Source organism: Sphingopyxis indica (assembly GCF_900188185.1).
Taxonomy (GTDB): Bacteria; Pseudomonadota; Alphaproteobacteria; order Sphingomonadales; family Sphingomonadaceae; genus Sphingopyxis; species Sphingopyxis indica.
Window position 1 is genome coordinate 479618 of the sequence record NZ_FZPA01000001.1, and the last position, 20620, is coordinate 500237.

Here is a 20620-nt window from a genome sequence, read left to right on the forward strand (position 1 = left end):
CAACATGGTAAATATTCCGGTAACGGTCGCCCCGCACGGGCCGGCACTTTTGCCTTTCGATTCGGTCGCGCTTGCCGCTATGGGCGCATTCATGACCGACTTGCATCTTCATCCTTCGCTGCGCGAACCGGCGCAAACGTCCAAGGCCTGGCCGTTCGAGGAAGCGCGCAAGCTGGTCAAACGCTATCCGCAAGGCAAGCCCGGCGGCGAGGCGGTGCTGTTCGAGACCGGCTATGGTCCGTCGGGCCTGCCGCACATCGGCACCTTCAACGAAGTGCTGCGCACGACGATGGTCCGGCGCGCCTATGAAACACTCACCGGCGGCGCGCCGACGCGGCTCGTGGCATTCAGCGACGATATGGACGGGCTGCGCAAGGTTCCCGACAATGTGCCGAACGGCGACATGCTGCGCGAGCACCTGGGCAAGCCACTGACCGCGATCCCCGATCCGTTCGGCAAGTTCGAGAGTTTCGCGCATCATAACAATGCGATGCTGCGCGAGTTTCTCGACCGCTTCGGCTTCGATTATGAATTCGTCAGTTCGACCGAACGCTATCGCTCGGGCGCGTTCGACGAGGCGCTGAAGAATGTCCTGCGCCACAATCAGGACATTCTCGACATCATGCTGCCGACGCTCCGCGCCGAGCGCGCCGCGACCTATTCGCCGATCCTGCCGGTCAGCCCCACGTCGGGGATCGTGCTGCAGGTGCCGGTGACCGTCGTCGATGCCGATGCGGGGCTCGTGTCCTTCGAGGACGAGGGCGAGACGATCACGCATTGTATCTTCTCGGGTGGCGCCAAGCTGCAATGGAAGGTCGACTGGGCGATGCGCTGGGTCGCGCTCGGCGTCGATTACGAGATGTACGGCAAGGATCTGACCGACAGCGGCATCCAGTCGGGCAAGATCGCGCGGGCGCTTGGCGGGCGCAAGCCCGAAGGGCTGATCTACGAGATGTTCCTTGACGAAAAGGGCGAAAAGATTTCGAAGTCGAAGGGCAACGGCCTGTCGATGGAGCAGTGGCTCGCCTATGGCAGCGAGGAAAGCCTCGCTTTCTATGCCTATCGCGAGCCCAAGGCGGCGAAGCAGCTCCACATCGGCGTCGTGCCCAAGGCGGTCGACGAATATCTGCAGATGCGCGGCGCCTATCCGGCGCAGGAGCCCGACAAGAAGCTCGGCAATCCGGTGCACCACGTCCATGTCGCGCGCGGCGAGCAGGTTCCCGATGCGGTGCTGCCGGTGACTTACGGCCTGCTCCTCAATCTTGTCGCGGTGATGGGCGCCGACGCGTCGAAGGAGCAGATCTGGCGCTATCTCGGCCAATATGTCGCGGGCGCCGATGCGGCGACCTGGCCCGAGCTCGACCGGCTGATCGACAATGCGATGGCGTATAACCGCGATTATGTCGCGCCGACGCTGAAGCGGCGCAAGCCCGTAGGCGGCGAGGGCGCGGCGCTCAAGGACCTCGACGACAAGCTCGCGGCGCTGCCCGCCGATGCCTCGGCCGACGACATCCAGAATATCGTCTATGAAATCGGCAAGAACGACGCCTATGGCTTTGAAAATCTGCGCGACTGGTTCCGGGCGCTCTATGAGACGCTGCTCGGATCGAGCGCCGGGCCGCGCATGGGCAGCTTCATCGCGCTGTTCGGGATCGACAACACGCGGCGGCTGATCGCCGAGGCACTGGCATGAAGGAGGATGGCATGGCAGGCTTTGAACTCGCACAGATCAATATCGCGCGCTTTCGGCTGCCTCCGGAGCATGTCGCCAACCGCGATTTCATGGATGCGCTCGATCATGTGAACGCGGTGGCCGAGGCGAGCGACGGCTTTATCTGGCGTCTGACGGGCGACGGCAATGACGCGACCGACGTGCCCGTCACCGACGATCCGCACCTTATCGCGAATATGTCGGTGTGGCGTGATCTCGATGCGCTCGCCGCCTTTGTCTATCGTCGGCCCGATCACCTTGCGGTCATGAAGCGACGCAAGGAGTGGTTCGACAATATCGGCGTTTACCAGGTGCTTTGGTGGGTGCCCGCGGGACATCGTCCGTCCGTCGCCGAGGGGATGGCGCGGATTGCGATGCTGGAGGCAAAGGGGCCGACGGCCGAAGCCTTTATCTTCAAGCGGCCGTTCCCGGCGCCCGACGGCACGGCGGCGGTGCCGGTGCAGGACGAATGCGCGTGATCGAAATCTTCACCACGGGCGGCACGATCGACAAAGTCTATTTCGACGCGCTTTCGGAGTTTCAGATCGGCCCGGCGGCGATTCCCGACATGTTGCGCGAGAATAATGTCCTCGTCCCGCACCGCGTGACGCAGCTGATGCGCAAGGACAGCCTCGAACTGGACGACGCCGACCGCGAGGCGATCCGCGCCGCCGTCGCGGCGAGCGATGCCGCGCAGATCCTCGTCACCCACGGCACCGACACGATGGTGACGACGGGCCGCGTGCTTCAGTCGATCCCCGGCAAGACGATCGTGATGACCGGCGCGATGCAGCCGGCATCGGTGCGCGCGAGCGACGCCGAATTCAACGTCGGCTTCGCGCTCGCGGCGGTCCAGACGCTGCCGGCGGGCGTCTATGTCGCGATGAACGGGATGATCTTCGACCCCGCGACGACGGTGAAGGATCGCGCGGGCGCGCGTTTCGTCGCCGAAAGCTGAGGCTAAGCTTTCGCCGTCACCTGCCGCAGCACCGCGGCATAACCCGGCGCGATCGTCATCGCGTCATGCTTGCCCGCGCGGCCGAGCGCGGCGTGGACTTGCGGCAGGCGATAGCAAGGCACCCCCATGAACAGATGGTGCTCGGCGTGATAATTCACCCAATATGGAGCGACCGTCGCGCGCTCCAGCCAGTTCGCGCGGGTCGTGCGCGCATGGGTGAAGGGATCGTCGCTGCCCGTCGTCGTGCAGGCATGTTCGGCGATGTTGCGGACGCGCAGGTAGAGCTGGAATGTGGTGGCCATCGCCGCGATCCAGAGCAGCCAAGGCGTCCAGCCGTAAAGCGCGAGCGAGGCTGCGAGCAGCACCGCCTGCACGAGCAGGAAGCGCCCGACCGCGCGCGTCACCGCCATCGCGCCCGCAAGATCGGCGGTGGGTGACGTCATGCCGTCGTCGGACTGCTTGTTGAACGGCGTGCCCGCGCGCGTGCCGCCGCGCCTGTCCGCCGCCTCGCCGCGCAGCATCGCCTTGAGGCCGATCCAGGCATAGCCGAATTGCGCGCGGCGCTGCTTGACGAAGGTCTGGCCGGTCAGGTCGCGCACGACCTTGCGCCACAGGCTCGCGCGGGTGGTGGGGAAGGGCTTCGACAGCGACAGGTCGGGGTCTTCGGTCTGCTGCGTATATTTGTGGTGCTGCAGATGATAGGTGCGATAGGCGATCAGGTCCGACCCGGTCGCCGCGCCGGTGAGCCACTGGCCGAGGAAATTGTTGATTTTCCGGTTCGGATGCAGCGCGCCGTGCGCCGCGTCGTGCATCAGGATGGCAAGGCCCAGCTGCCGTCCGCCGACGAAAATGACTGCAAGCAGCCAGACGAGCGGGTTCTGCGACCAGGCCGCGACGCCCAGCAGCACGGCCGTGACGATCCACGCATGCGCGACGAGCCAGATGCCGCGCCAGGGCGAAGCGCGAGTGATCGCCGCCCATTCGGAACGGTCGAAAAAGCGGTCGGGCGGCAAGAGGCGAACGGCGGGCATAACACAGCATAACAAGTTGCGATGCGAAACCAAAGTCCTTCCGTTTTGGCACAGCTTCGGCGCAAATGAACGCGCCCGCATAAGGATTTGGAAACCCCTTTCTGAGAGGGCTCCAACCCGGTCCAAAGCAGCAGGAACGGCGGATTTTGGGGAGTAAGGAGGCGATATTGCGCTCGTTGGCGCGCTCGACGAGCGGGGAGGAATCGCTGTTCGGTTCACCCGGTCTGGTCGCCCGGCTGATCCGCGTCGCCCAGCTCTGGCATTATGTGCTCGTCGGCCGTGCGCTCGCCTTTTTCGCCTTCGCCTTCTTCCCCGGCCTTGCGGGCTTTCTGCAAACCGGCTGGTATGCGCCAGTGCTCGGCGCCGGCATAGCGTGCGACGTGGCCCTGACGGTGATCGGACAGGCGATGCGAATGCCGCGCGGACGATTGCTCAGGCATCCGCGCCGGATCGCGGCGACCGCGATGATCCTCGTTGCGCTGAGCAGCCTGCTCGGCTCGACGGCGCTGTTCGCGGCGGTGGCGGTGCCCGACGAACGGCTGGTCTTCGGCGCCTTTACGGCGATCCATCTTGGCGCGATCCTCGTCGCCGCTTCGGCCTCGTCGATCGCGCGCCCGGCCTTTTTCGCCTTTGCCGGCGCGACCGCCCTCGGCGGCGCGATCGGGGTCGCATCGTGGCCCTTTGCGATCACAGCGCTCATATTCCTCGCCTTGCTGATGGTGATGATGCGCGAAGACATTAGGCATCAGCGCCGCGCGACGCGCACCGCGCGGCTCGTCGTCAGCGAGCAGCAGCGCGCGCTCAATCTGGTGCGCGATTTCGAACGCGCCGGGCGCGGCTGGTTCTGGGAAACCGATCGCTATGGCCAACTCGTCTATATTTCGCCGACGATCGCGGCGAAGCTCGATCGGCCGCTTGCCGACCTGCTCGGCCGGCCGTTCACCGACCTGATCCGCAAGCGCGTCGGCAGGGATGAAAGCGAGGAGCGGACGCTCGGCTTCAGCCTGTCGTCGCGGACGCCGTTCAAGGAGTTGACCGTGCAGGCGGCGGTGCCCGGGGAGGAGCGCTGGTGGTCGATTTCGGGCCAGCCGATCAGCAACGAATATGGCAATTTTCAGGGGTTTCGCGGCAGCGGCACCGACCTGACCGAAAAGAAGAAGTCGGAGCGCGCGATCAACCAGCTCGCGCGCTACGATACGCTCACCGGCCTCGCCAACCGGTTGCAGATCACCGACCTGCTCGAGCGCGCGCTCAAGAACCACATCGGCCAGCCGCAACCCTGCGCGCTGCTGCTGCTCGACCTCGACCGCTTCAAGGCGGTGAACGACACGCTCGGCCATCCGGTCGGCGACCAGCTTCTCCAGCAGGCGGCGGCGCGGCTCACCCAGATCATCGGCGACAAGGGGCAGGTCGGGCGGCTCGGCGGCGACGAGTTCCAGATCGTGCTGCCGCAAATCACCCAGCCCGAAAAGCTGGCGAGCATCGCCAATGCGATCATTCTGAGCCTCGCCAAACCCTTCGCCATCGAGGGCGAACAGGTGCGTATCGGCTCGTCGGTCGGCATTGCGGTGTCGAGCGGCGCGGGCGTCGGCGCTTCGGCGCTGGTGCGCAACGCCGACCTTGCCCTCTATGCGGCAAAGGATGCGGGACGCGGCGTCTATCGCTTCTATGCCGACGCGATGCACAATCAGGCGAGCGAGCGCAAGGCGATCGAAGATGCGCTGCGCGACGCGCTGGCGAAAGACGAGCTGACTTTGCTCTATCAGCCGATCGTCGATGTCGCGCGCGAGAAGATCACGGGCTTCGAGGCGCTGATCCGCTGGCGACGCGGCGACGGCAAGGTCGTCAGCCCTTCGAAGTTCATCCCCATCGCCGAGGAATCGAACCTGATCGTGCCGATCGGCGAATGGATCATCCGCACCGCGTGTGACGCGGTTGCCAGGATTGGTCCCGGCTACCGCGTCGCGGTCAACGTCTCGCCGCGCCAGTTCGCCAACGAAAAACTGCCCGCGACGATCATGAGCGCGGTATCGGCATCGCGGATCGAGCCCGCACAGCTGGAGCTCGAGATCACCGAGGGCGTGTTCCTCGACGAGAGCCCGGAAAATCTGGCGATGTTCCAGCGGCTGAAGCGCACCGGCGTGCGCCTCGCGCTCGACGATTTCGGCACCGGCTATTCGGCGCTCGGCTATCTGAAGAAGGCGCCGTTCGACAAGATCAAGATCGACCAGAGCTTCGTCCTCGGCGCCGCCGACAAGAGCAGCATGAACGCCGCAATCATCTCGTCGATCGTCGGCCTCGCGACCGCGCTCGACATGGAGACGACCGCCGAGGGGGTCGAGACCCACGACGACCTCGCGCTGGTCCGGGGGCTGGGGTGCAGCCATGTCCAGGGCTATATCTATGGCAAGCCGATGGACCTGGACGAGATTCTCGCGCTGATCGGCGAGAAGGATGGGCATGTCGTCGCGCGCGGCTACAAGAGCGCGCGGGCGCCGCGGCGGCATATCTTGCGGACGATCGAGGTGGCGAGCGGCGGTCACAATTATGAGGCGCTCGTCCGCAACGTGTCGACCGGCGGCGCGCTGATCGAAGGATTGTGGAACGTGCCCGAAGATACGCCGCTGACCCTGGCGTTCGGCGACGGGCTGCGGATCGAGGCGCGCGTGCGCTGGTCGAACGGCAACCGCGTCGGGGTGCAGTTCGCCAGGGCGATCGAGCTCGAGACGCTGATCGGCAAAGGCGGGGCAGGGCGGGCGGCGGCCCGGCCCGCAGTCGGCCGCGCCGCCTGACGCTAGAGCAGTTTTCGACCAATCTGGGTCGTCGTGATTGCGCCAGACAGCCCGCTGGCGAGGCGTCGGCGTGCGGCAGGGGCTGGTTGCCCCTGCAAGCGACGCAACGCTGTCCAGCGGGCTGTCTGGCGCAACCGCCCGGCGGCGGGCCGCTTTTGGCCCATCGCAGCGTCGCTCGTCGCGCACGATGTCCCGCATCGCACGGCTCCTCGCTTCTCGCGCTGGGCCAAAATCGGCTCCGTCCCGGCGACCCAGATTGGTCGAAAACTGCTCTAGTCGGCGATCCGGCCGCGCGCCATCACCCAGTCGACCTTTTCGAGCGCCGTCACGTCGGACAGCGGATCGCCCGATACCGCGATGATGTCCGCCGACAGGCCGGGGGCGAGGCGGCCGACCTCATCCTCCATCGACAGCAGGCGCGCGGCGACGGTGGTCGCGCTCGCCAGCGCTTCGCGCGGGGTCAGCCCCGCCTTCACCAGCAGCGCGAATTCGCCGGCATTGCGGCCGTGCTCGAACACGCCCGCATCGGTGCCGAAAGCGATCGGAACGCCGAGCGCCTTGGCCTTGCCGACCGCTTGCCCGACCGTGCCCAGCGTCATGCGCACCTTTTCCTCGACCGTCGGCGTATAGATCCCCTTGCCGAGCCGCTCGCGCACGCCCTCGAACGCCATCAGCGTCGGGACGAGGTAGGTGCCCTTCGCCTTCATCACCTTGAGCGCCGCGTCGTCGGCGAAGGTGCCGTGCTCGATGCTGTCGATCCCCGCGGCCGACGCCGCTTCGATGCCGCGCGCGCCATGCGCGTGGGCCATCACCTTCAGCCCCAGCGAATGCGCGGTCTGGGCGATGCTTTCCATCTCGGCATCGGTGAAGTGGGCGCCGAGGCCGCGGCCCTGCTGCGACAGGACGCCGCCGGTCGCGGTGATCTTGATGACGTCGGCGCCCGCGCGCGAGGCCTTGCGGACCTTTTCGGCGCATTCGACCGCGCCGGTGCAGCTATAGCCCTGGTCGAGCACCGCGTGGATGTCTTCGCGAAAGCCGGTGACGTCGCCGTGGCCGCCGACGATCGAAAGCGACGGGCCGGCCGCAATGATCCGCGGTCCTTCGACGAATCCTTCGGCGGTGCCGCGTCGCAGCGCGAAGGCGGTATATTGCGCCGACCCGGCTTCGCGGACCGTGGTAAAGCCGGCCCTGAGCGTCAGGCGCGCATTCTTGGTGCCGACCACCACGCCCCATTCGTCGGGCTCCACCGCTTCGCTGCGAAAATCGCCGCCGGGGTCGCCGGTCAGATGGACGTGGAGGTCGATCAGGCCGGGCAGCACCGTCTTGTCGCCAAGGTCGACGATTTCGGCGCCTGCCGGCGCTTTGGCGCGGCCGGCGGTGATCGAGGTGATGCGGTCGTCGGTAACGACGATCGTCGCGGGCCCCTGCGCCCCCTTGTCGGCGTCGGCGATCAGTTTGCCGGCATAGATGACGGTGGTCTTGGCGCTCGCGGCGCCGCCCGTCGTCAGGGCGAGGGCCGCCGCGACGAGCATGGTGATCTTGCGCATATCGCTCCCCTTTTTCTGCGCATGATCGTGGCGCGGCGGGGCGGGAAGGGCAAGTCCATAAAAGAAGGGCCGGCGCGGCGCCGGCCCTTCAGTGTGCTTCCGGTAACCGAAAGGAATATTACCAGAAGAAATCGTAGATCACGTCGACCACCCGGCCCGAATAGATGTCGACGAGCAACGCGTCGTCATAATAGCGGACCCAGCGATAATTGCCGTAGGCGGGCGGCAGGCGATAATACCAGGGATCGTTGATCCAATAGCGCTGGCCATAGAAGAGCGAACCCAGGGTGAAGCCGATGCTGAAACGCCGATAGCCATAGTGCGGATAGGGCGAATAATAGCGCGGCAGGCGGTAATAGCTGCGATGCACGTTGCGGTAGCTGCGCCAGTCATAGCGCCGGTCGTGGCGCCAGTCGCGGTTCCAGCCGCGCGAACGGTCGCCGCGATAGCGATAGTCGTTGCGGTTCCGGTCCCACCGATAATCGTTGCGCCGGTCGTTGCGGTTCCAGTTGCGGCTGTCGTTGTGGTTCCGGTCGTTACGGTTCCAATTGCGGCGGTCGTAGCGGTCACGGTCATTGTTGTGGCCGCGATCGTCGCGATTCCAGTTGCGACTGTCGCCACGGCCGCGGTCGTTGCGGTTCCACTGCTCGCGCTGGCTGCGATTGCGGTCGTAGCCACCATGGCGCCCGTCGTTGCCGGCTCGCTCGCCGCGGCCGCGATACGCGCTGGTCGATTGCGGCCGCGAAACCGCTCGGCGCTCGACATTCCGCTGCGCCTGCGGCCGTTCGACGCGGCGCTGCTGATAGTGCGGGCGCGACGCGGGGCGGCTGCGTGCTTCGCTGCGCTGCGGGCTGCGCTGCTGGTGGCTCGCGCCCGAGCCGCGGTGGCCGCGGTCGCCGCGCTGCGCCGAATGCGCCGGGCTGTCGGGACGCGCAAAGGCGGGGCCGAGCGGCGTCAGGATCGTCGCTGCCATCAGCAGCCCGCCGAACATCTTCTTCATCAGATCGTCTCCAATTCGGGTCCCGTTCGCTGGCACGCCAGCCGGGAAGATAAAGCGAGTCTTACCGATGACGAAATGAGTCGGTGCTGAACCGCGATGTTGCCTTTCGTTCAGCTTTGGTGCGCGATCAGGAGTCCGGGGACGGGTGCAGCGCGGGGACGGCGCGCGCGGCGTCCTCGGGCCGGATGCCGGGGGGCGGCGCGGCGGCAATCCGTTCCTCGCCGCGCAGGACGCGCGCCGCGCGGCGGATCGCGGCGCGGATGCGCGGATAGGTGCCGCAGCGGCAGATATTGGTCATCGCGGCGTCGATTTCGGCATCGCTCGGGCTGCTGTTGCCGCGCAGCAGCACCGCCGCGGCCATGATCATCCCCGACTGGCAGAAACCGCATTGCGGCACCTGTTCGGCGACCCACGCCTGTTGCACCGGATGGCTGCGGTCGCGCGACAGGCCTTCGATCGTCGTGACGAGCCGCCCCTCGCACTCGGCGATGGTGACCAGGCAGCTGCGAATCGCCTCGCCGTCGATATCGACGGTGCAGGCGCCGCAGTCGCCGGTGCCGCAGCCATATTTGGTGCCGGTCAGGTTCGACGCATCGCGAAGCGCCCACAGCAGCGGCGTGTCGGGGTCCATGCGATATTCGACCGGGCGGTCGTTGACCGAGAATTTCGTCATAGCGGCCTTCGTAGCGCCGCCGCCGGATTAGTCACGCCAGCTCGTGTCGATCTTGTCGACCTTGCGCACCATCGCGTCGAATTCGGCGCGGCCGGCACCGCCGGGGATCTGTGCCTGATAAAGGTCGCGCTGATGCACCTTGACGACATCGTCGCCGATCAGGATCGGCTTGCCCATGCTCATCGTCGCGAGCTGGATTTCGCATGCACGCTGGAGCGCCCAATATTTGATGAAGGCTTCGGGGAGCGTCCTGCCCATCACGACCGGTCCATGATTCCGCAGCATCAGGATGCGCTTGTCGCCCAGATTGTCGAGCAATCGCTCGCCTTCCTCTTCGCGGACGGTGATGCCCTCGAAGTCGTGATAGCCGATCTGGCCCATATAGTTGCACGCATAGAAGTTGGTCGGCTGAAGCCCGCCCTCGAGCGAGCAGACCGCCATCGTCGCGGTCGTGTGCGTGTGGATGATCGCGTGCGCGTCGGGCAGTTCGCGGTGGAACAGGCTGTGCTGGACGAAGCCCGCCTTGTTGACGTGCCACGGATTGTCTTCGTCGACCTTGTTGCCGTCGATGTCGATCTTGATCAGCGTCGAGGCGGTGACCTCGCTGAAATGCATGCCATAGGGGTTGATCAGATAGCTGCCGTCCTCGTCCGGCACCTTCACCGTGATGTGGTTGAAGATCATCTCGTCCCAGCCCATCATCGCGAAGATTCGATAGCAGGCGGCCAGTTCCTGCCGCGCCGTCCATTCGGCTTCGCTATATTTGCTGTTGCGCTTGAGCTGGGTTGCCATGGCCTTGATCCTCTTCACCTGTCGGTTTCGTCCTGCTACCTATGCCACAGAGCGAGGGGGCGGCACAATCCCGCGAGGGTCGCCGCCGGTCGTCGATGCGGCACGGACGCGGTTCGTCGCGCGGGGGCTTGCATTTCGGCGCGAATCCCGCTAGTGGCGCTGCAACGGAACGTCGCGCTTTCGCGGCGCTCTTTTTATTGCCCGAATATTGATGGTCTTGGGCGATCGGGGATTTTCCCGAAACCAAGGCTGCCGGAACGAACAGGAGACGACACGGCATATGCAGATCATCGTTCGCGACAACAACGTCGACCAGGCCCTTCGCGCGCTCAAGAAGAAGCTGCAGCGCGAGGGCGTGTATCGCGAAATGAAGCTGCGCCGTCACTACGAGAAGCCGAGCGAAAAGCGTGCGCGCGAACGCGCCGCCGCCGTCCGCCGCGCCCGCAAGATGGAGCGCAAGCGGATGGAACGCGACGGGATCAAGTAAGCCCGTCTTCCCGTTCGGGATCCTGATTCGAAAAGAGGGCGCTGCGGCAACGCGGCGCCCTTTTTCGTTGGGAACGACGGGTTTCGGGCGGGAGGGGTCGTTCATAAGCCCCTCCTCTTCAGAGGAGGGGTTGGGGGTGGTGGCGCGCGATAGCGCGCAAGGCGTCTAGCACCACCCCGCTGCGACTAGCGAGCAAGCTCGCAAGTCTCGCTGCCCCTCCTCTGAAGAGGAGGGGTTTTGTCCGACGTCCGCTCCCCACCCCATAGCCGTCGCCTCTCCCACTCCCCGCGCACATTTGCCTCTGGACCCTTCCACGTCGCTCCGCCTATAGGCGGCGCCGACATTCGCGCCCGTGCGGCGCCAGGGAAGGATCAGCGACGATGAGTGTGACGACGGTTCCATTGCGCCCGGTGAGCAAGGGCGGGCTGTGGCTGCTTTGGATCGGCCTCGCGGCGCTGGTCGCGCTGGCGGTGGGCGTCGCCTGGTGCCAGACGATCGAGCGTGGCACGACCGTCGAGGTCGTCAAGCCCGGCGAAGGCCCGAGCCCGACCGACGAGGACATGGTCCTGATCAAATATACCGGCAAGCTGGCCGACGGCACGGTGTTCGACCAGCAGGAGCAGGCGCCGCTGCCGGTCGCCGGCTCGGTCCCCGGCTTTTCGAAGGCGCTCAAGCAGATGCAGCGCGGCGGCAAATACAAGATCGTGATCCCGCCCGAAGAGGGCTATGGCGATCAGGCCGCGGGTCCGATCCCGCCGAACAGCACGCTCTATTTCGATGTCGAGCTGATCGACTTCCGCAACGCCGCCGAAGTGCGCGCGATGATGCAGCAGATGCAGCAGATGCAGATGCAGGGCGGCCCCGGTGGTCCGGGCGGCCCGCCGCCGGGCGCATCGCAACCATAGCCATGCCGTCGCCCCCGCCTCCGCTGGGGCGACGCTTCGATCAGAGGCTCGCCGCCGTTTTTCGTTTGGGCTTGCCCGCGGCGTTGCGCTCGGCCTCGCGTTCGAGCGCGACCTTGGTCATCGCGACGAGCGGGTCGGCGAGGAACAGGCCGAGGATGCCGAGCAGCGTGCCGAGCAATATCTGCGCGCCGAGAACGAGCGCGGGGGCGAGATCGACCGTCTGCTTCGCGACCATCGGCACGATGACATAGCCGTCGACGGTCTGGACGATCAGATAGATGGCGATCGCCCAAAGGCCGGTGTCGGTCCCCGCCGAAAAACCGACAAGGACAAGCAGCACGCCCGACACGATCGCGCCGATGTTGGGAATGAAGGCGAGCAGGCCGGTGAGGAGCCCCATCAGGGCTGCCATCGGAATGCCGACGGCGAGGCAGGCGAGCCAGGTCCCGACCCCTTCGACCGCCATGCCGAGCAGCCGCCCCGCCATCAGCCGGCGCAGGGTAAAGCCCATGCGCGCGGTGGTGAGATAAAAGTCCTCGCGCGCGCTCACCGGCAGCATCCACGCGACACCGCGTTCGTAGAGCCGCGGTTCGATCGCGAGGAAAAGACCGAGCACCATAATCATAACGAGGCTGGTCAGCGCGCCGACCACCGTGCCGAGCGCCGCGGTCACGCGCCCGACGGTGCCCGCAAGATTGTCGGTGATCGTCTTGGTATCGAGCTGGAGATTGCCCATCCCGTGATCGCTCGCCCAAGCCGCCACGCGGTCGATCTGCGCCATCACGACCCGTTGCAGCGTCGCGGCCTGATCGGCGATCTGCGAGCCCGCGAACAGGATCGTCCACAACAGAAAGGCGGTGAGGCACAGGCAGACGATCAACAGCCGCCAGCCGCGCCCGATCGGCAGCGCGCGGCCGAGCAGGCGCGTGCCCCCGTCGAGCATCGCCGCCACGACGATTCCCGCAAAGATCAGCAGGATCGGCTGGATCAGCACGATGCACGCGCCGATCAACAGCGCGAGGCCGAGCCAGACGCTCGCCTTGACGAGTTCGGTGCGGACGAGCTGATTGCGGATTTCGGCCGGGCCGGGCGCCTGGCTGTCCGGCCTTCGGCGCGATCCTGCCGTTTCCCCGGTTTCCGCCATACCCGTCACTCCCTGTTGACGACCGCCTCTTCACGCGGCGGATGAAGATCGGTTCCGGCGCGGCCCGACCGCAGCCCGCGAATCCAGCTCAATGGGTTGTACCATTGGGTCGTGCCGTCGGTCGAAAAGCTGATGATTTCGGCGCGGCCGGCGATCGCCTCGAAGGGGACCGGGCCGCCGAGTCCTTTCATCGCGACGGGGACGCGGCTGTCGGCGCTGCCGTCGCGGTTGTCGCCCATCAGGAACAGATGATCGGCGGGGACGGTGATCGGCCCATAATCGTCGGTCGCATAGCCGGGGCCCATGTCGATCGTGTCGAAGGTCGCGCCGCCGGGCAGCGTTTCGCGCACCACGGGCAGTTCGAGCATCATGCGCCCGTCGTCGCCGCGCCGCACGAAGCGATAGAGGCTCGAATCGGGGCCGGGCAGATTGGCATCGACGGGGATCGACAGCATCGGCTGCACCTCGCGCTTGATCGGCTTGCCGTTGATGATCAGCGCGCCGCCGCGCAGTTCGATCGTATCGCCTGGCAGTCCGATGACGCGCTTGATATAGTCGATGCGCGTGTCGGGATGTTCGAGCACGACGATATCGCCGCGCTGCGGCAGCCTGCCGAACAGCCGGCCTTTCATCCTGGGCGCAAGATGAAAGCTCACCGAGGCATAGGACCAGCCATAGGGATATTTGCTGACGATCAGCCGGTCGCCGTTGCGCAAGGTCGGCATCATTGAATCCGACGGGATATAGAAGGGCTTGGCGACGCAGCTGTGAATCCCGAGCACGAGCAGCAGGATCACGATGATGTCACGGATGAACTTGCCCCAGCTGCCGTCGTCGGCAGCGCGCTTTCGTTTCTTCGCCATCATTCGTCCCGTATCGCTTCGATGATGACGAAGGCCTGCGCCCACGGATGATCGTCGGTCAGCGTCAAATGGATTTGCGCGCGGTGCCCCGCCGGGAGCATCGCCGCGAGCCGCTCGGCGGCGCCGCCGGTGAGCGCGAGCGTCGGGGCGCCCGACGGCGCGTTGACGACGCCGATGTCCTTCATGAACACGCCGCGCTTGAAGCCCGTGCCGACGGCTTTCGAGAAAGCCTCCTTGGCCGCGAAGCGCTTGGCATAGGTGCCGGCGCGGGTGAAGGGGCGCCGCGCCGCCTTGGCGCGCTCGATCTCGGTGAAGACGCGCATCTCGAAGCGTTCGCCGAAGCGTGCGAGCGACGCCTCGATGCGCTCGATGCTGCACAGGTCGGAGCCGAGACCGATGATCATGACGGCCCCCACAGGCCGTCATTGCGAGGAGCCGAAGGCGACGCGGCAATCCAGAGCGGCGCAAGGCCGCCTCTGGATTGCTTCGCTCGCGCCACGCGCGAGTTTATCCTGAGCGCCTGCAAGGCAGTCGAAGGGCTCGCAATGACGAAATTCTTGCCCACTAGCCCCGCGCCTCGTCCATCAATACCCGCATCCGGCGCACAGCGTCTTCCAGCCCCGTGAAGATCGCCTCGCCGATCAGATAATGGCCGATGTTGAGTTCGGCGAGTTGCGGGATCGCGGCGACGGGGATGACATTGTCATAGGTCAGGCCGTGCCCCGCGTGCGGTTCGATGCCGTTCTTCCACGCGAGCGCCGCCGCATCGGCGAGGCGGCGCAGTTCGGCGGCGCGGGCTTCGCCCTCCGCATGGGCGTAGCGGCCGGTGTGAAATTCGACCACCGGCGCCTTCAGCCGCATCGCCGCCTCGATCTGGCGCGCATCGGGCTCGATGAACAGGCTGACGCGGATGCCCGCGTCGGAGAGGCGCGCGACGATCGGAGCGAGATGATTATGCTGCCCCGCGGCGTCGAGCCCGCCCTCGGTCGTGCGCTCCTCGCGCTTTTCGGGGACGATGCACGCCGCGTGCGGGGCATGGCGCAGCGCGATTGCGAGCATTTCCTCTGTCGCCGCCATTTCGAGATTGAGCGGCAGGTCCGTCGCGGCCTGGATGCGCGCGAGGTCGTCGTCGCGGATATGGCGCCGGTCCTCGCGCAGATGCGCGGTGATTCCGTCGCCGCCGACCGCGGCGACGATCTCGGCCGCGCGCACCGGATCGGGATGCTCGCCGCCGCGCGCGTTGCGGATCGTCGCGACATGGTCGATGTTGACGCCGAGCCGCAGGCGGTGCGGGGAAGGGGAGGCGGTCAAGCCGCCTGGCTCCGGCTTCCGGGCTTGACCGCGGGCGTGTCCGCAAGATGGCCGGGCAGTTCGTCCGGCGCATAGGTCGGGAAGTTGATCGCGACGAGCGGATAGAAGGGCACACCGAGGTCGACGCTGCCCGCCGAGCGATCGACGAGCGCGACTTCGGCCAGCACCTCGCCGCCCGCGGCGCGCACCGCATCCATCGCCTCGCGCGAAGAAAGGCCGGTCGTGACGACATCCTCGACCATCAGCACTTTCGCGCCTTTTTCGATCTCGAAGCCGCGGCGCAGCTCGAAAGTACCGGTCGGGCGCTCGACGAAGATCGCCGGCTTGCCGAGCGCGCGGCCCATTTCGTGCCCGATGATCACCCCGCCCATCGCGGGCGAGACGACGAGGTCGATCGCATGGCGAAGATCGCGCGGCAGCTTGCCCGCGAGCGCGACGGCGAGGCGCCCGGCGCGCTCGGTGTCCATCAGCACGCGCGCGCACTGCAGATAATATTCGCTGTGGCGGCCCGAGGAGAGCAGGAAATGTCCGTGCAGCAGCGCGTCGGCGGCGCGGAACTCGGCCAGGATTTCGTCGTCGGTCATGGGAGAAGCGTTCTTTTTCCATTGCATCGCCGCGGTCAGCGACAGGGGTCGGGCAGGGCAAATTTGCCCGCTGCAAAATAGTGTTAGAGATGCTTGAGGCAAGCGGCAAGCGGGTCTATAGCCCCCGCGAGATTCAGCCCGTCCGCGCGGCGCCGAGACGATTGTCCGGCATCCTGAGGGGTGGGTTGGGGGATCGATAAAGACAACAGGCAACGGGCGGCACAATCCTTATGAAGAGCTTGAAAACCCTTGTAATTGCGGCAGCTTTATCGCTGGGCGCGGTGGGCGCGGGCCATGCGCAGGCCCCGGCCGAAGCGCCGGCGGCGACGGCCTCGGCGACTCCGGCTCCGGCAACCGACGCCGCGACGCAGGCCGCGGCCGATGCAGCGGCTCCGGCGGGCGACGCGACCTATGTGCCGATGAAGCCGGCCCCCGGCGTCGGGCAGCCGGTCGATGCGGGGATCAACTTCCAGACGCAGGAAAGCCCGATCGGCGAACAGGCCTATTGGTTCAGTCATGTGGTGCTGCTGCCGATCATCACCGTGATTTCGCTCTTCGTCCTCGGCCTGTTGCTCTGGGTGATCGTCCGCTACCGTGCCAAGGCCAATCCGGTTCCGTCGAAAACGACGCACAACACCTTCATCGAAATCATCTGGACCGCGATCCCGGTCTTGATCCTCGCGGTGATCGCGGTGCCGTCGATCCGCCTGCTCGCGGCGCAATATGAACCGCCTAAGAAGGACGCGTTGACGATCAAGGTCACCGGTTATCAATGGTATTGGGGCTATGCCTATCCCGACCAGGGCATCGGCGAATATGTCTCGAAAATGCTGACCGAGGAACAGGCGAAGGCGTCGGGCGAGCCCTATCACCTCGCCGTCGACAATCGCATGGTCGTCCCCGTCGGCCAGCAGGTGAAGCTGATCATCACCGGCGCCGACGTGATCCACAGCTTCGCGGTCCCCGCGCTGTGGACCAAGATGGACGCGGTTCCGGGGCGCGCCAACGAAACGACCTTCACGGTGAACAAGCCCGGCGTCTATTACGGCCAGTGCTCGGAGCTTTGCGGCGTCGATCACGGCTATATGCCGATCGCGGTCGAGGCGCTGCCGATGGACAAGTGGAAGGCATGGGTCCGCTCGAAGGGCGGCAACCCCGATGGCGCCGAGGCTGCGGCTCCCGCTGCGGCGCAACCCGTTCCCGAAGGCCCGATTGCGGCCGTCCGCACCACCGCGCCCGCCGAAACGCCCGATACGGCGGCTGGCGACGCGCCCGCCGCTTCGCCGGCGACGACGAACTGATAAGCCGAGGGCCAGAATAATGACCGATATCGCAGCGACTGCACCGATCCATGCCGACCACGCGCATGACGATCACGATCACAAGCCGGGCTTTTTCGTCCGCTGGTTCATGTCGACGAACCACAAGGACATCGGCACCCTCTATCTGATCTTCGCGATCATCGCCGGCATCGTCGGCGGCGTGCTTTCGGGCATGATGCGCCTCGAGCTCGCCGAACCCGGCATCCAGTATCTCCAGGGCTGGGCGCAGTTCATGGGCGGCGCGGGCGACGAGGTCGCGGGCAAGCATTTCTGGAACGTGATGATCACGGCGCACGGCCTGATCATGGTCTTCTTCATGGTCATGCCGGCGATGATCGGCGGTTTCGGCAACTGGTTCGTGCCGCTGATGATCGGCGCGCCCGACATGGCGTTCCCGCGCATGAACAACGTCAGCTTCTGGCTGACCGCGGTCGCCTTCGTCATGCTCGTCGGCTCGATGTTCGTGCCCGGCGGCAGCGGCAACGGCGCCGGCACCGGCTGGACCGTCTATGCGCCGCTGTCGACCAGCGGCTCGGCAGGTCCGGCGGTCGACATGGCGATCTTCTCGCTCCACCTCGCGGGTGCGGCGTCGATCCTTGGCGCGATCAACTTCATCACCACCATCTTCAACATGCGCGCGCCGGGCATGACCCTGCACAAGATGCCGCTGTTCGTCTGGTCGGTGCTCGTCACCGCCTTCCTGCTGCTGCTCGCGCTGCCGGTGCTCGCCGCGGCGATCACGATGCTGATCACCGACCGCAACTTCGGCACCACCTTCTATGATGCGACGGGCGGCGGCGATCCGGTGCTCTACCAGCACCTCTTCTGGTTCTTCGGCCATCCCGAAGTCTATATCATGATCCTGCCCGGTTTCGGCATCGTCAGCCAGATCATCTCGACCTTCAGCCGCAAGCCGGTGTTCGGCTATCTCGGCATGGCCTATGCCATGGTCGCGATCGGCGTCGTCGGCTTCATCGTGTGGGCGCACCACATGTTCACCGTCGGCATGAGCGTGAACCTCAAAATGTATTTCACCGCCGCGACGATGGTCATCGCGGTCCCGACAGGGATCAAGATCTTCAGCTGGATCGCGACGATGTGGGGCGGCTCGATCAGCTTCAAGACGCCGATGGTCTGGGCGATCGGCTTCATCTTCATGTTCACCGTCGGCGGCGTCACCGGCGTCGTGCTCGCCAACGGCGGCGTCGATACCGCGCTTCACGACACCTATTATGTCGTGGCGCACTTCCACTATGTGCTCTCGCTCGGCGCGGTCTTCTCGCTGTTCGCGGGCTTCTATTACTGGTTCCCGAAGATGTCGGGCCGGATGTACAGCGAGGTCCTGGGCCAGCTGCACTTCTGGATCTTCTTCATCGGCGTGAACGTCCTGTTCTTCCCCCAGCACTTCCTGGGCCAGCAGGGCATGCCGCGCCGCTATCCCGACTATGCGGAAGCCTATGCCTATTGGCACCTGATCTCGTCCTATGGTTATGCGATCATGGCGGTCGGGATGGTCTTCTTCTTCGTGAACGTGATCTATTCGCTGGTCGCGGGCAAGAAGGCGGTCGACAATCCGTGGGGCGAAGGCGCGACGACGCTCGAATGGACGCTGTCGAGCCCGCCGCCGTTCCACCAGTTCAACGAACTGCCGCGGATCGCGTGATGATTTTCGCCTGTCAGGCCGTGCCCTCTGCCGACAAGTGGCAAGGGGGCACTGCCTCTCAAGCGGGTCAAGCATGGCAAACTCACCAAATTCGTCATTGCGAGCGAAGCGAAGCAATCCAGAGTGTGCGTAAACCGCTCTGGATCGCTTCGCTTCGCTCGCAATGACGCTCCAAAGGCTATAAGATCACCATCATGGCGCAGAGCCTGACACATGGCGCAATGACGCTTCCGGCCGACTGGCGCGACCTGTTCGCGCTCACCAAGCCGCGCGTAATGTCGCTCGTCGTCTTCACGGCGCTGTGCGGGCTGCTCGCGGCGCCGGGGCCTATGCATCCGGTGCTTGCCTTTTCCTCGATCCTCGCGATTGCCTTGGGTGCTGGGGCATCGGGCGCGCTCAACCAATGGTATGAGGCGGGTCTCGACGCAAAGATGAAGCGGACCGCGAACCGGCCGCTTCCCGCGGGCCGTCTCGACCCGCAGACCGCGCTCCATTTCGGGGTCGGGCTCGCTGCCTTTTCGGTCTTTCTGATGCTGTTCGCTGCCAATTGGCAGGCGGCGGCGCTGCTCGCCGTCTCGATCCTCTTCTACGTCCTCGTCTATACGATGTGGCTCAAACCGCGCACCCCGCAGAACATCGTGATCGGCGGCGCGGCGGGGGCGTTTCCGCCGCTGATCGGTTGGGTCGCCGCGACGGGCACGATCGCGCCGCTGCCGGTGCTGCTCTTCCTGTTGATCTTCTTGTGGACGCCGCCGCATTTCTGGGCGCTCGCGCTGTTCGTGCGCTCGGACTATGCCGCTGCGGGGATTCCGATGATGCCGGTCGTCGCGGGCGAGCGCGCGACGCGGCGCCAGATCCTCTTCTACGCAATCATCATGGCGGCCGCCGCGATCGCGCCCTGGGTGCTTGGGCTTGCCGGCGCGCTCTATGGCTGGACCGCAATTTTGCTGTCCGCGGCTTTCGTGCTGCTGTCGGTGCCGGTGGGGCTGCGCACGGCGGGCGAGGGCGACCGGATGCAGCCCGAAAAGCGGCTCTTTGCCTTTTCGATCGCCTATCTCTTCATCCTGTTCGGCGCCGTGGTGGCCGACCATCTGTGGCCGCTATGACCGACGAACCGACGCCCGAACCCTTCGACGAAGCCGAATATCGCCGGCGCCAGCGGAGCCGCGCTAATTTGATGGGCTGGCTTCTCGCCGGTCTGGCTTTCCTCTTCTTCTTCATTACGGTGGCGCGCATGGTGGTGCCAAAATGACCAGCGACGCGATCCGCAGGAAGAACAAGCGCCTTGCGCTCGTCGCCGCTACGATCGCGGTGGCGATGGTCGGCCTGGGTTTCGCGGCGGTTCCGCTCTACAATCTCTTTTGCCGCGTCACCGGCTATGGCGGGACGACGCAGCGCTATGATCCGGTCGCTGCCGCCGAAGAGCCGAAGGTCCTCAGCGATACGGTGTCGGTGCGCTTCGACGCCAATGTGTCGCCGAAGCTGCCGTGGAAATTCTATCCCGAACATCCGCGCGACACGGTGACGATCGGCGCGCGCGACATGACGATCTTTATCGCCAGGAATGAATCGTCGCGGCCGATCACGGGCACCGCGACCTTCAACGTCACTCCCGACCAGGCTGGGAAATATTTCACGAAGATCCAGTGCTTCTGCTTCACCCAGCAGACGCTGCAACCGGGCGAGCAGGTGCGGATGCCGGTGCTTTTCTTCGTCGACCCCAAGATCAAGGAGGATGTCGACGCGCGCGACATTCAGGAAATCACGCTTAGCTATACCTTCTACCCTGTGGACGACGGGAAAAAGGCGAGCTAAGGCCGCGAGCAACAGAGTCTAA

21 protein-coding genes are annotated in these 20620 nt (G+C 65.7%); 11 read left to right on the forward strand and 10 right to left on the reverse strand.

Annotated features, from left to right (window positions below; all coding sequences use genetic code 11):
* The first annotated feature begins 91 nt into the window (after positions 1-91).
* Genes CHB69_RS02165 through CHB69_RS02175 form a run of 3 tightly spaced genes read left to right on the forward strand, consistent with a single transcriptional unit; the run spans position 92 to position 2669 of the window.
* Positions 92-1693 carry a lysine--tRNA ligase gene (locus CHB69_RS02165; protein WP_089214755.1) on the forward strand — a complete coding sequence of 534 codons (1602 nt, stop codon included), beginning with the start codon at positions 92-94 and terminating at the stop codon, positions 1691-1693.
* An 11-nt stretch (positions 1694-1704) separates the two neighbouring features.
* Positions 1705-2190, forward strand: coding sequence for a DUF3291 domain-containing protein (locus CHB69_RS02170; protein ID WP_089214756.1), 486 nt, complete (start codon positions 1705-1707; stop codon positions 2188-2190).
* Complete coding sequence (locus CHB69_RS02175) at positions 2187-2669, forward strand: asparaginase domain-containing protein (RefSeq protein WP_212541877.1); 483 nt, start codon at positions 2187-2189, stop codon at positions 2667-2669. Before CHB69_RS02170 ends, CHB69_RS02175 begins: the two co-directional genes overlap by 4 nt.
* A 2-nt stretch (positions 2670-2671) precedes the next feature.
* Here the strand turns inward: CHB69_RS02175 and CHB69_RS02180 are convergent, their stop codons facing one another.
* Positions 2672-3700 carry a fatty acid desaturase family protein gene (locus tag CHB69_RS02180; protein ID WP_089214317.1) on the reverse strand — a complete coding sequence of 343 codons (1029 nt, stop codon included), beginning with the start codon at positions 3698-3700 and terminating at the stop codon, positions 2672-2674.
* A 167-nt stretch (positions 3701-3867) separates the two neighbouring features.
* On the opposite strand from CHB69_RS02180, the gene CHB69_RS02185 reads away from it, so the two are divergent.
* A complete protein-coding gene (locus CHB69_RS02185) occupies positions 3868-6492 on the forward strand; it encodes an EAL domain-containing protein (protein WP_245836450.1) in 2625 nt (874 codons plus the stop codon).
* A 272-nt stretch (positions 6493-6764) separates the two neighbouring features.
* Here the strand turns inward: CHB69_RS02185 and CHB69_RS02195 are convergent, their stop codons facing one another.
* From CHB69_RS02195 to CHB69_RS02210, 4 genes are all read right to left on the reverse strand, one after another.
* The gene (locus CHB69_RS02195; protein ID WP_089214319.1) at positions 6765-8039 is read right to left on the reverse strand and encodes a metal-dependent hydrolase family protein; all 1275 of its coding nucleotides are present in this window, start codon (positions 8037-8039) and stop codon (positions 6765-6767) included.
* 118 nt (positions 8040-8157) lie between these two features.
* On the reverse strand, positions 8158-9039 hold the full coding sequence (locus tag CHB69_RS02200; RefSeq protein ID WP_245836464.1) for an RcnB family protein: 882 nt from the start codon (positions 9037-9039) through the stop codon (positions 8158-8160).
* A gap of 127 nt (positions 9040-9166) precedes the next feature.
* Positions 9167-9712 carry a (2Fe-2S)-binding protein gene (locus tag CHB69_RS02205; RefSeq protein ID WP_089214320.1) on the reverse strand — a complete coding sequence of 182 codons (546 nt, stop codon included), beginning with the start codon at positions 9710-9712 and terminating at the stop codon, positions 9167-9169.
* A 27-nt stretch (positions 9713-9739) separates the two neighbouring features.
* Positions 9740-10504, reverse strand: a complete 765-nt coding sequence (locus CHB69_RS02210) for a class II aldolase/adducin family protein (RefSeq protein ID WP_089214759.1) — start codon at positions 10502-10504, stop codon at positions 9740-9742.
* 280 nt (positions 10505-10784) lie between these two features.
* On the opposite strand from CHB69_RS02210, the gene rpsU reads away from it, so the two are divergent.
* Both rpsU and CHB69_RS02220 read left to right on the forward strand, forming a co-directional pair.
* Complete coding sequence (gene rpsU / locus CHB69_RS02215; RefSeq protein ID WP_003047635.1) at positions 10785-10991, forward strand: 30S ribosomal protein S21; 207 nt, start codon at positions 10785-10787, stop codon at positions 10989-10991.
* 380 nt (positions 10992-11371) lie between these two features.
* Entirely contained in the window at positions 11372-11896 is a 525-nt protein-coding gene (locus CHB69_RS02220) for an FKBP-type peptidyl-prolyl cis-trans isomerase (RefSeq protein WP_089214321.1), read from the forward strand.
* A 40-nt stretch (positions 11897-11936) separates the two neighbouring features.
* Here the strand turns inward: CHB69_RS02220 and CHB69_RS02225 are convergent, their stop codons facing one another.
* The 5 genes from CHB69_RS02225 to pyrE all read right to left on the reverse strand — a co-directional run bounded on the left by CHB69_RS02225 (position 11937) and on the right by pyrE (position 15798).
* Positions 11937-13040, reverse strand: a complete 1104-nt coding sequence (locus CHB69_RS02225; protein WP_089214322.1) for an AI-2E family transporter — start codon at positions 13038-13040, stop codon at positions 11937-11939.
* Between the two features lie 5 nt (positions 13041-13045).
* A complete protein-coding gene (gene lepB, locus CHB69_RS02230) occupies positions 13046-13906 on the reverse strand; it encodes a signal peptidase I (protein ID WP_245836466.1) in 861 nt (286 codons plus the stop codon).
* Positions 13903-14307: a holo-ACP synthase gene (acpS, locus tag CHB69_RS02235; RefSeq protein WP_089214760.1), complete on the reverse strand. Its 405-nt coding sequence runs from the start codon at positions 14305-14307 to the stop codon at positions 13903-13905. Before acpS ends, lepB begins: the two co-directional genes overlap by 4 nt.
* A gap of 160 nt (positions 14308-14467) precedes the next feature.
* The gene (locus CHB69_RS02240) at positions 14468-15214 is read right to left on the reverse strand and encodes a pyridoxine 5'-phosphate synthase (protein WP_089214324.1); all 747 of its coding nucleotides are present in this window, start codon (positions 15212-15214) and stop codon (positions 14468-14470) included.
* Complete coding sequence (pyrE, locus tag CHB69_RS02245; protein WP_089214761.1) at positions 15211-15798, reverse strand: orotate phosphoribosyltransferase; 588 nt, start codon at positions 15796-15798, stop codon at positions 15211-15213. Before pyrE ends, CHB69_RS02240 begins: the two co-directional genes overlap by 4 nt.
* A 230-nt stretch (positions 15799-16028) precedes the next feature.
* Between pyrE and coxB the strand changes: the two genes are divergently transcribed.
* The 5 genes from coxB to CHB69_RS02265 all read left to right on the forward strand — a co-directional run bounded on the left by coxB (position 16029) and on the right by CHB69_RS02265 (position 20598).
* Positions 16029-17099, forward strand: coding sequence for a cytochrome c oxidase subunit II (coxB, locus tag CHB69_RS02250; protein WP_089214325.1), 1071 nt, complete (start codon positions 16029-16031; stop codon positions 17097-17099).
* Between the two features lie 19 nt (positions 17100-17118).
* Complete coding sequence (ctaD, locus tag CHB69_RS02255) at positions 17119-18783, forward strand: cytochrome c oxidase subunit I (protein ID WP_089214326.1); 1665 nt, start codon at positions 17119-17121, stop codon at positions 18781-18783.
* 194 nt (positions 18784-18977) lie between these two features.
* A complete protein-coding gene (locus tag CHB69_RS02260; protein WP_089214327.1) occupies positions 18978-19889 on the forward strand; it encodes a heme o synthase in 912 nt (303 codons plus the stop codon).
* Entirely contained in the window at positions 19886-20035 is a 150-nt protein-coding gene (locus tag CHB69_RS19990) for a hypothetical protein (protein ID WP_170935399.1), read from the forward strand. Before CHB69_RS02260 ends, CHB69_RS19990 begins: the two co-directional genes overlap by 4 nt.
* Positions 20032-20598: a cytochrome c oxidase assembly protein gene (locus CHB69_RS02265; protein WP_089214328.1), complete on the forward strand. Its 567-nt coding sequence runs from the start codon at positions 20032-20034 to the stop codon at positions 20596-20598. Before CHB69_RS19990 ends, CHB69_RS02265 begins: the two co-directional genes overlap by 4 nt.
* Positions 20599-20620 lie beyond the last annotated feature (22 nt).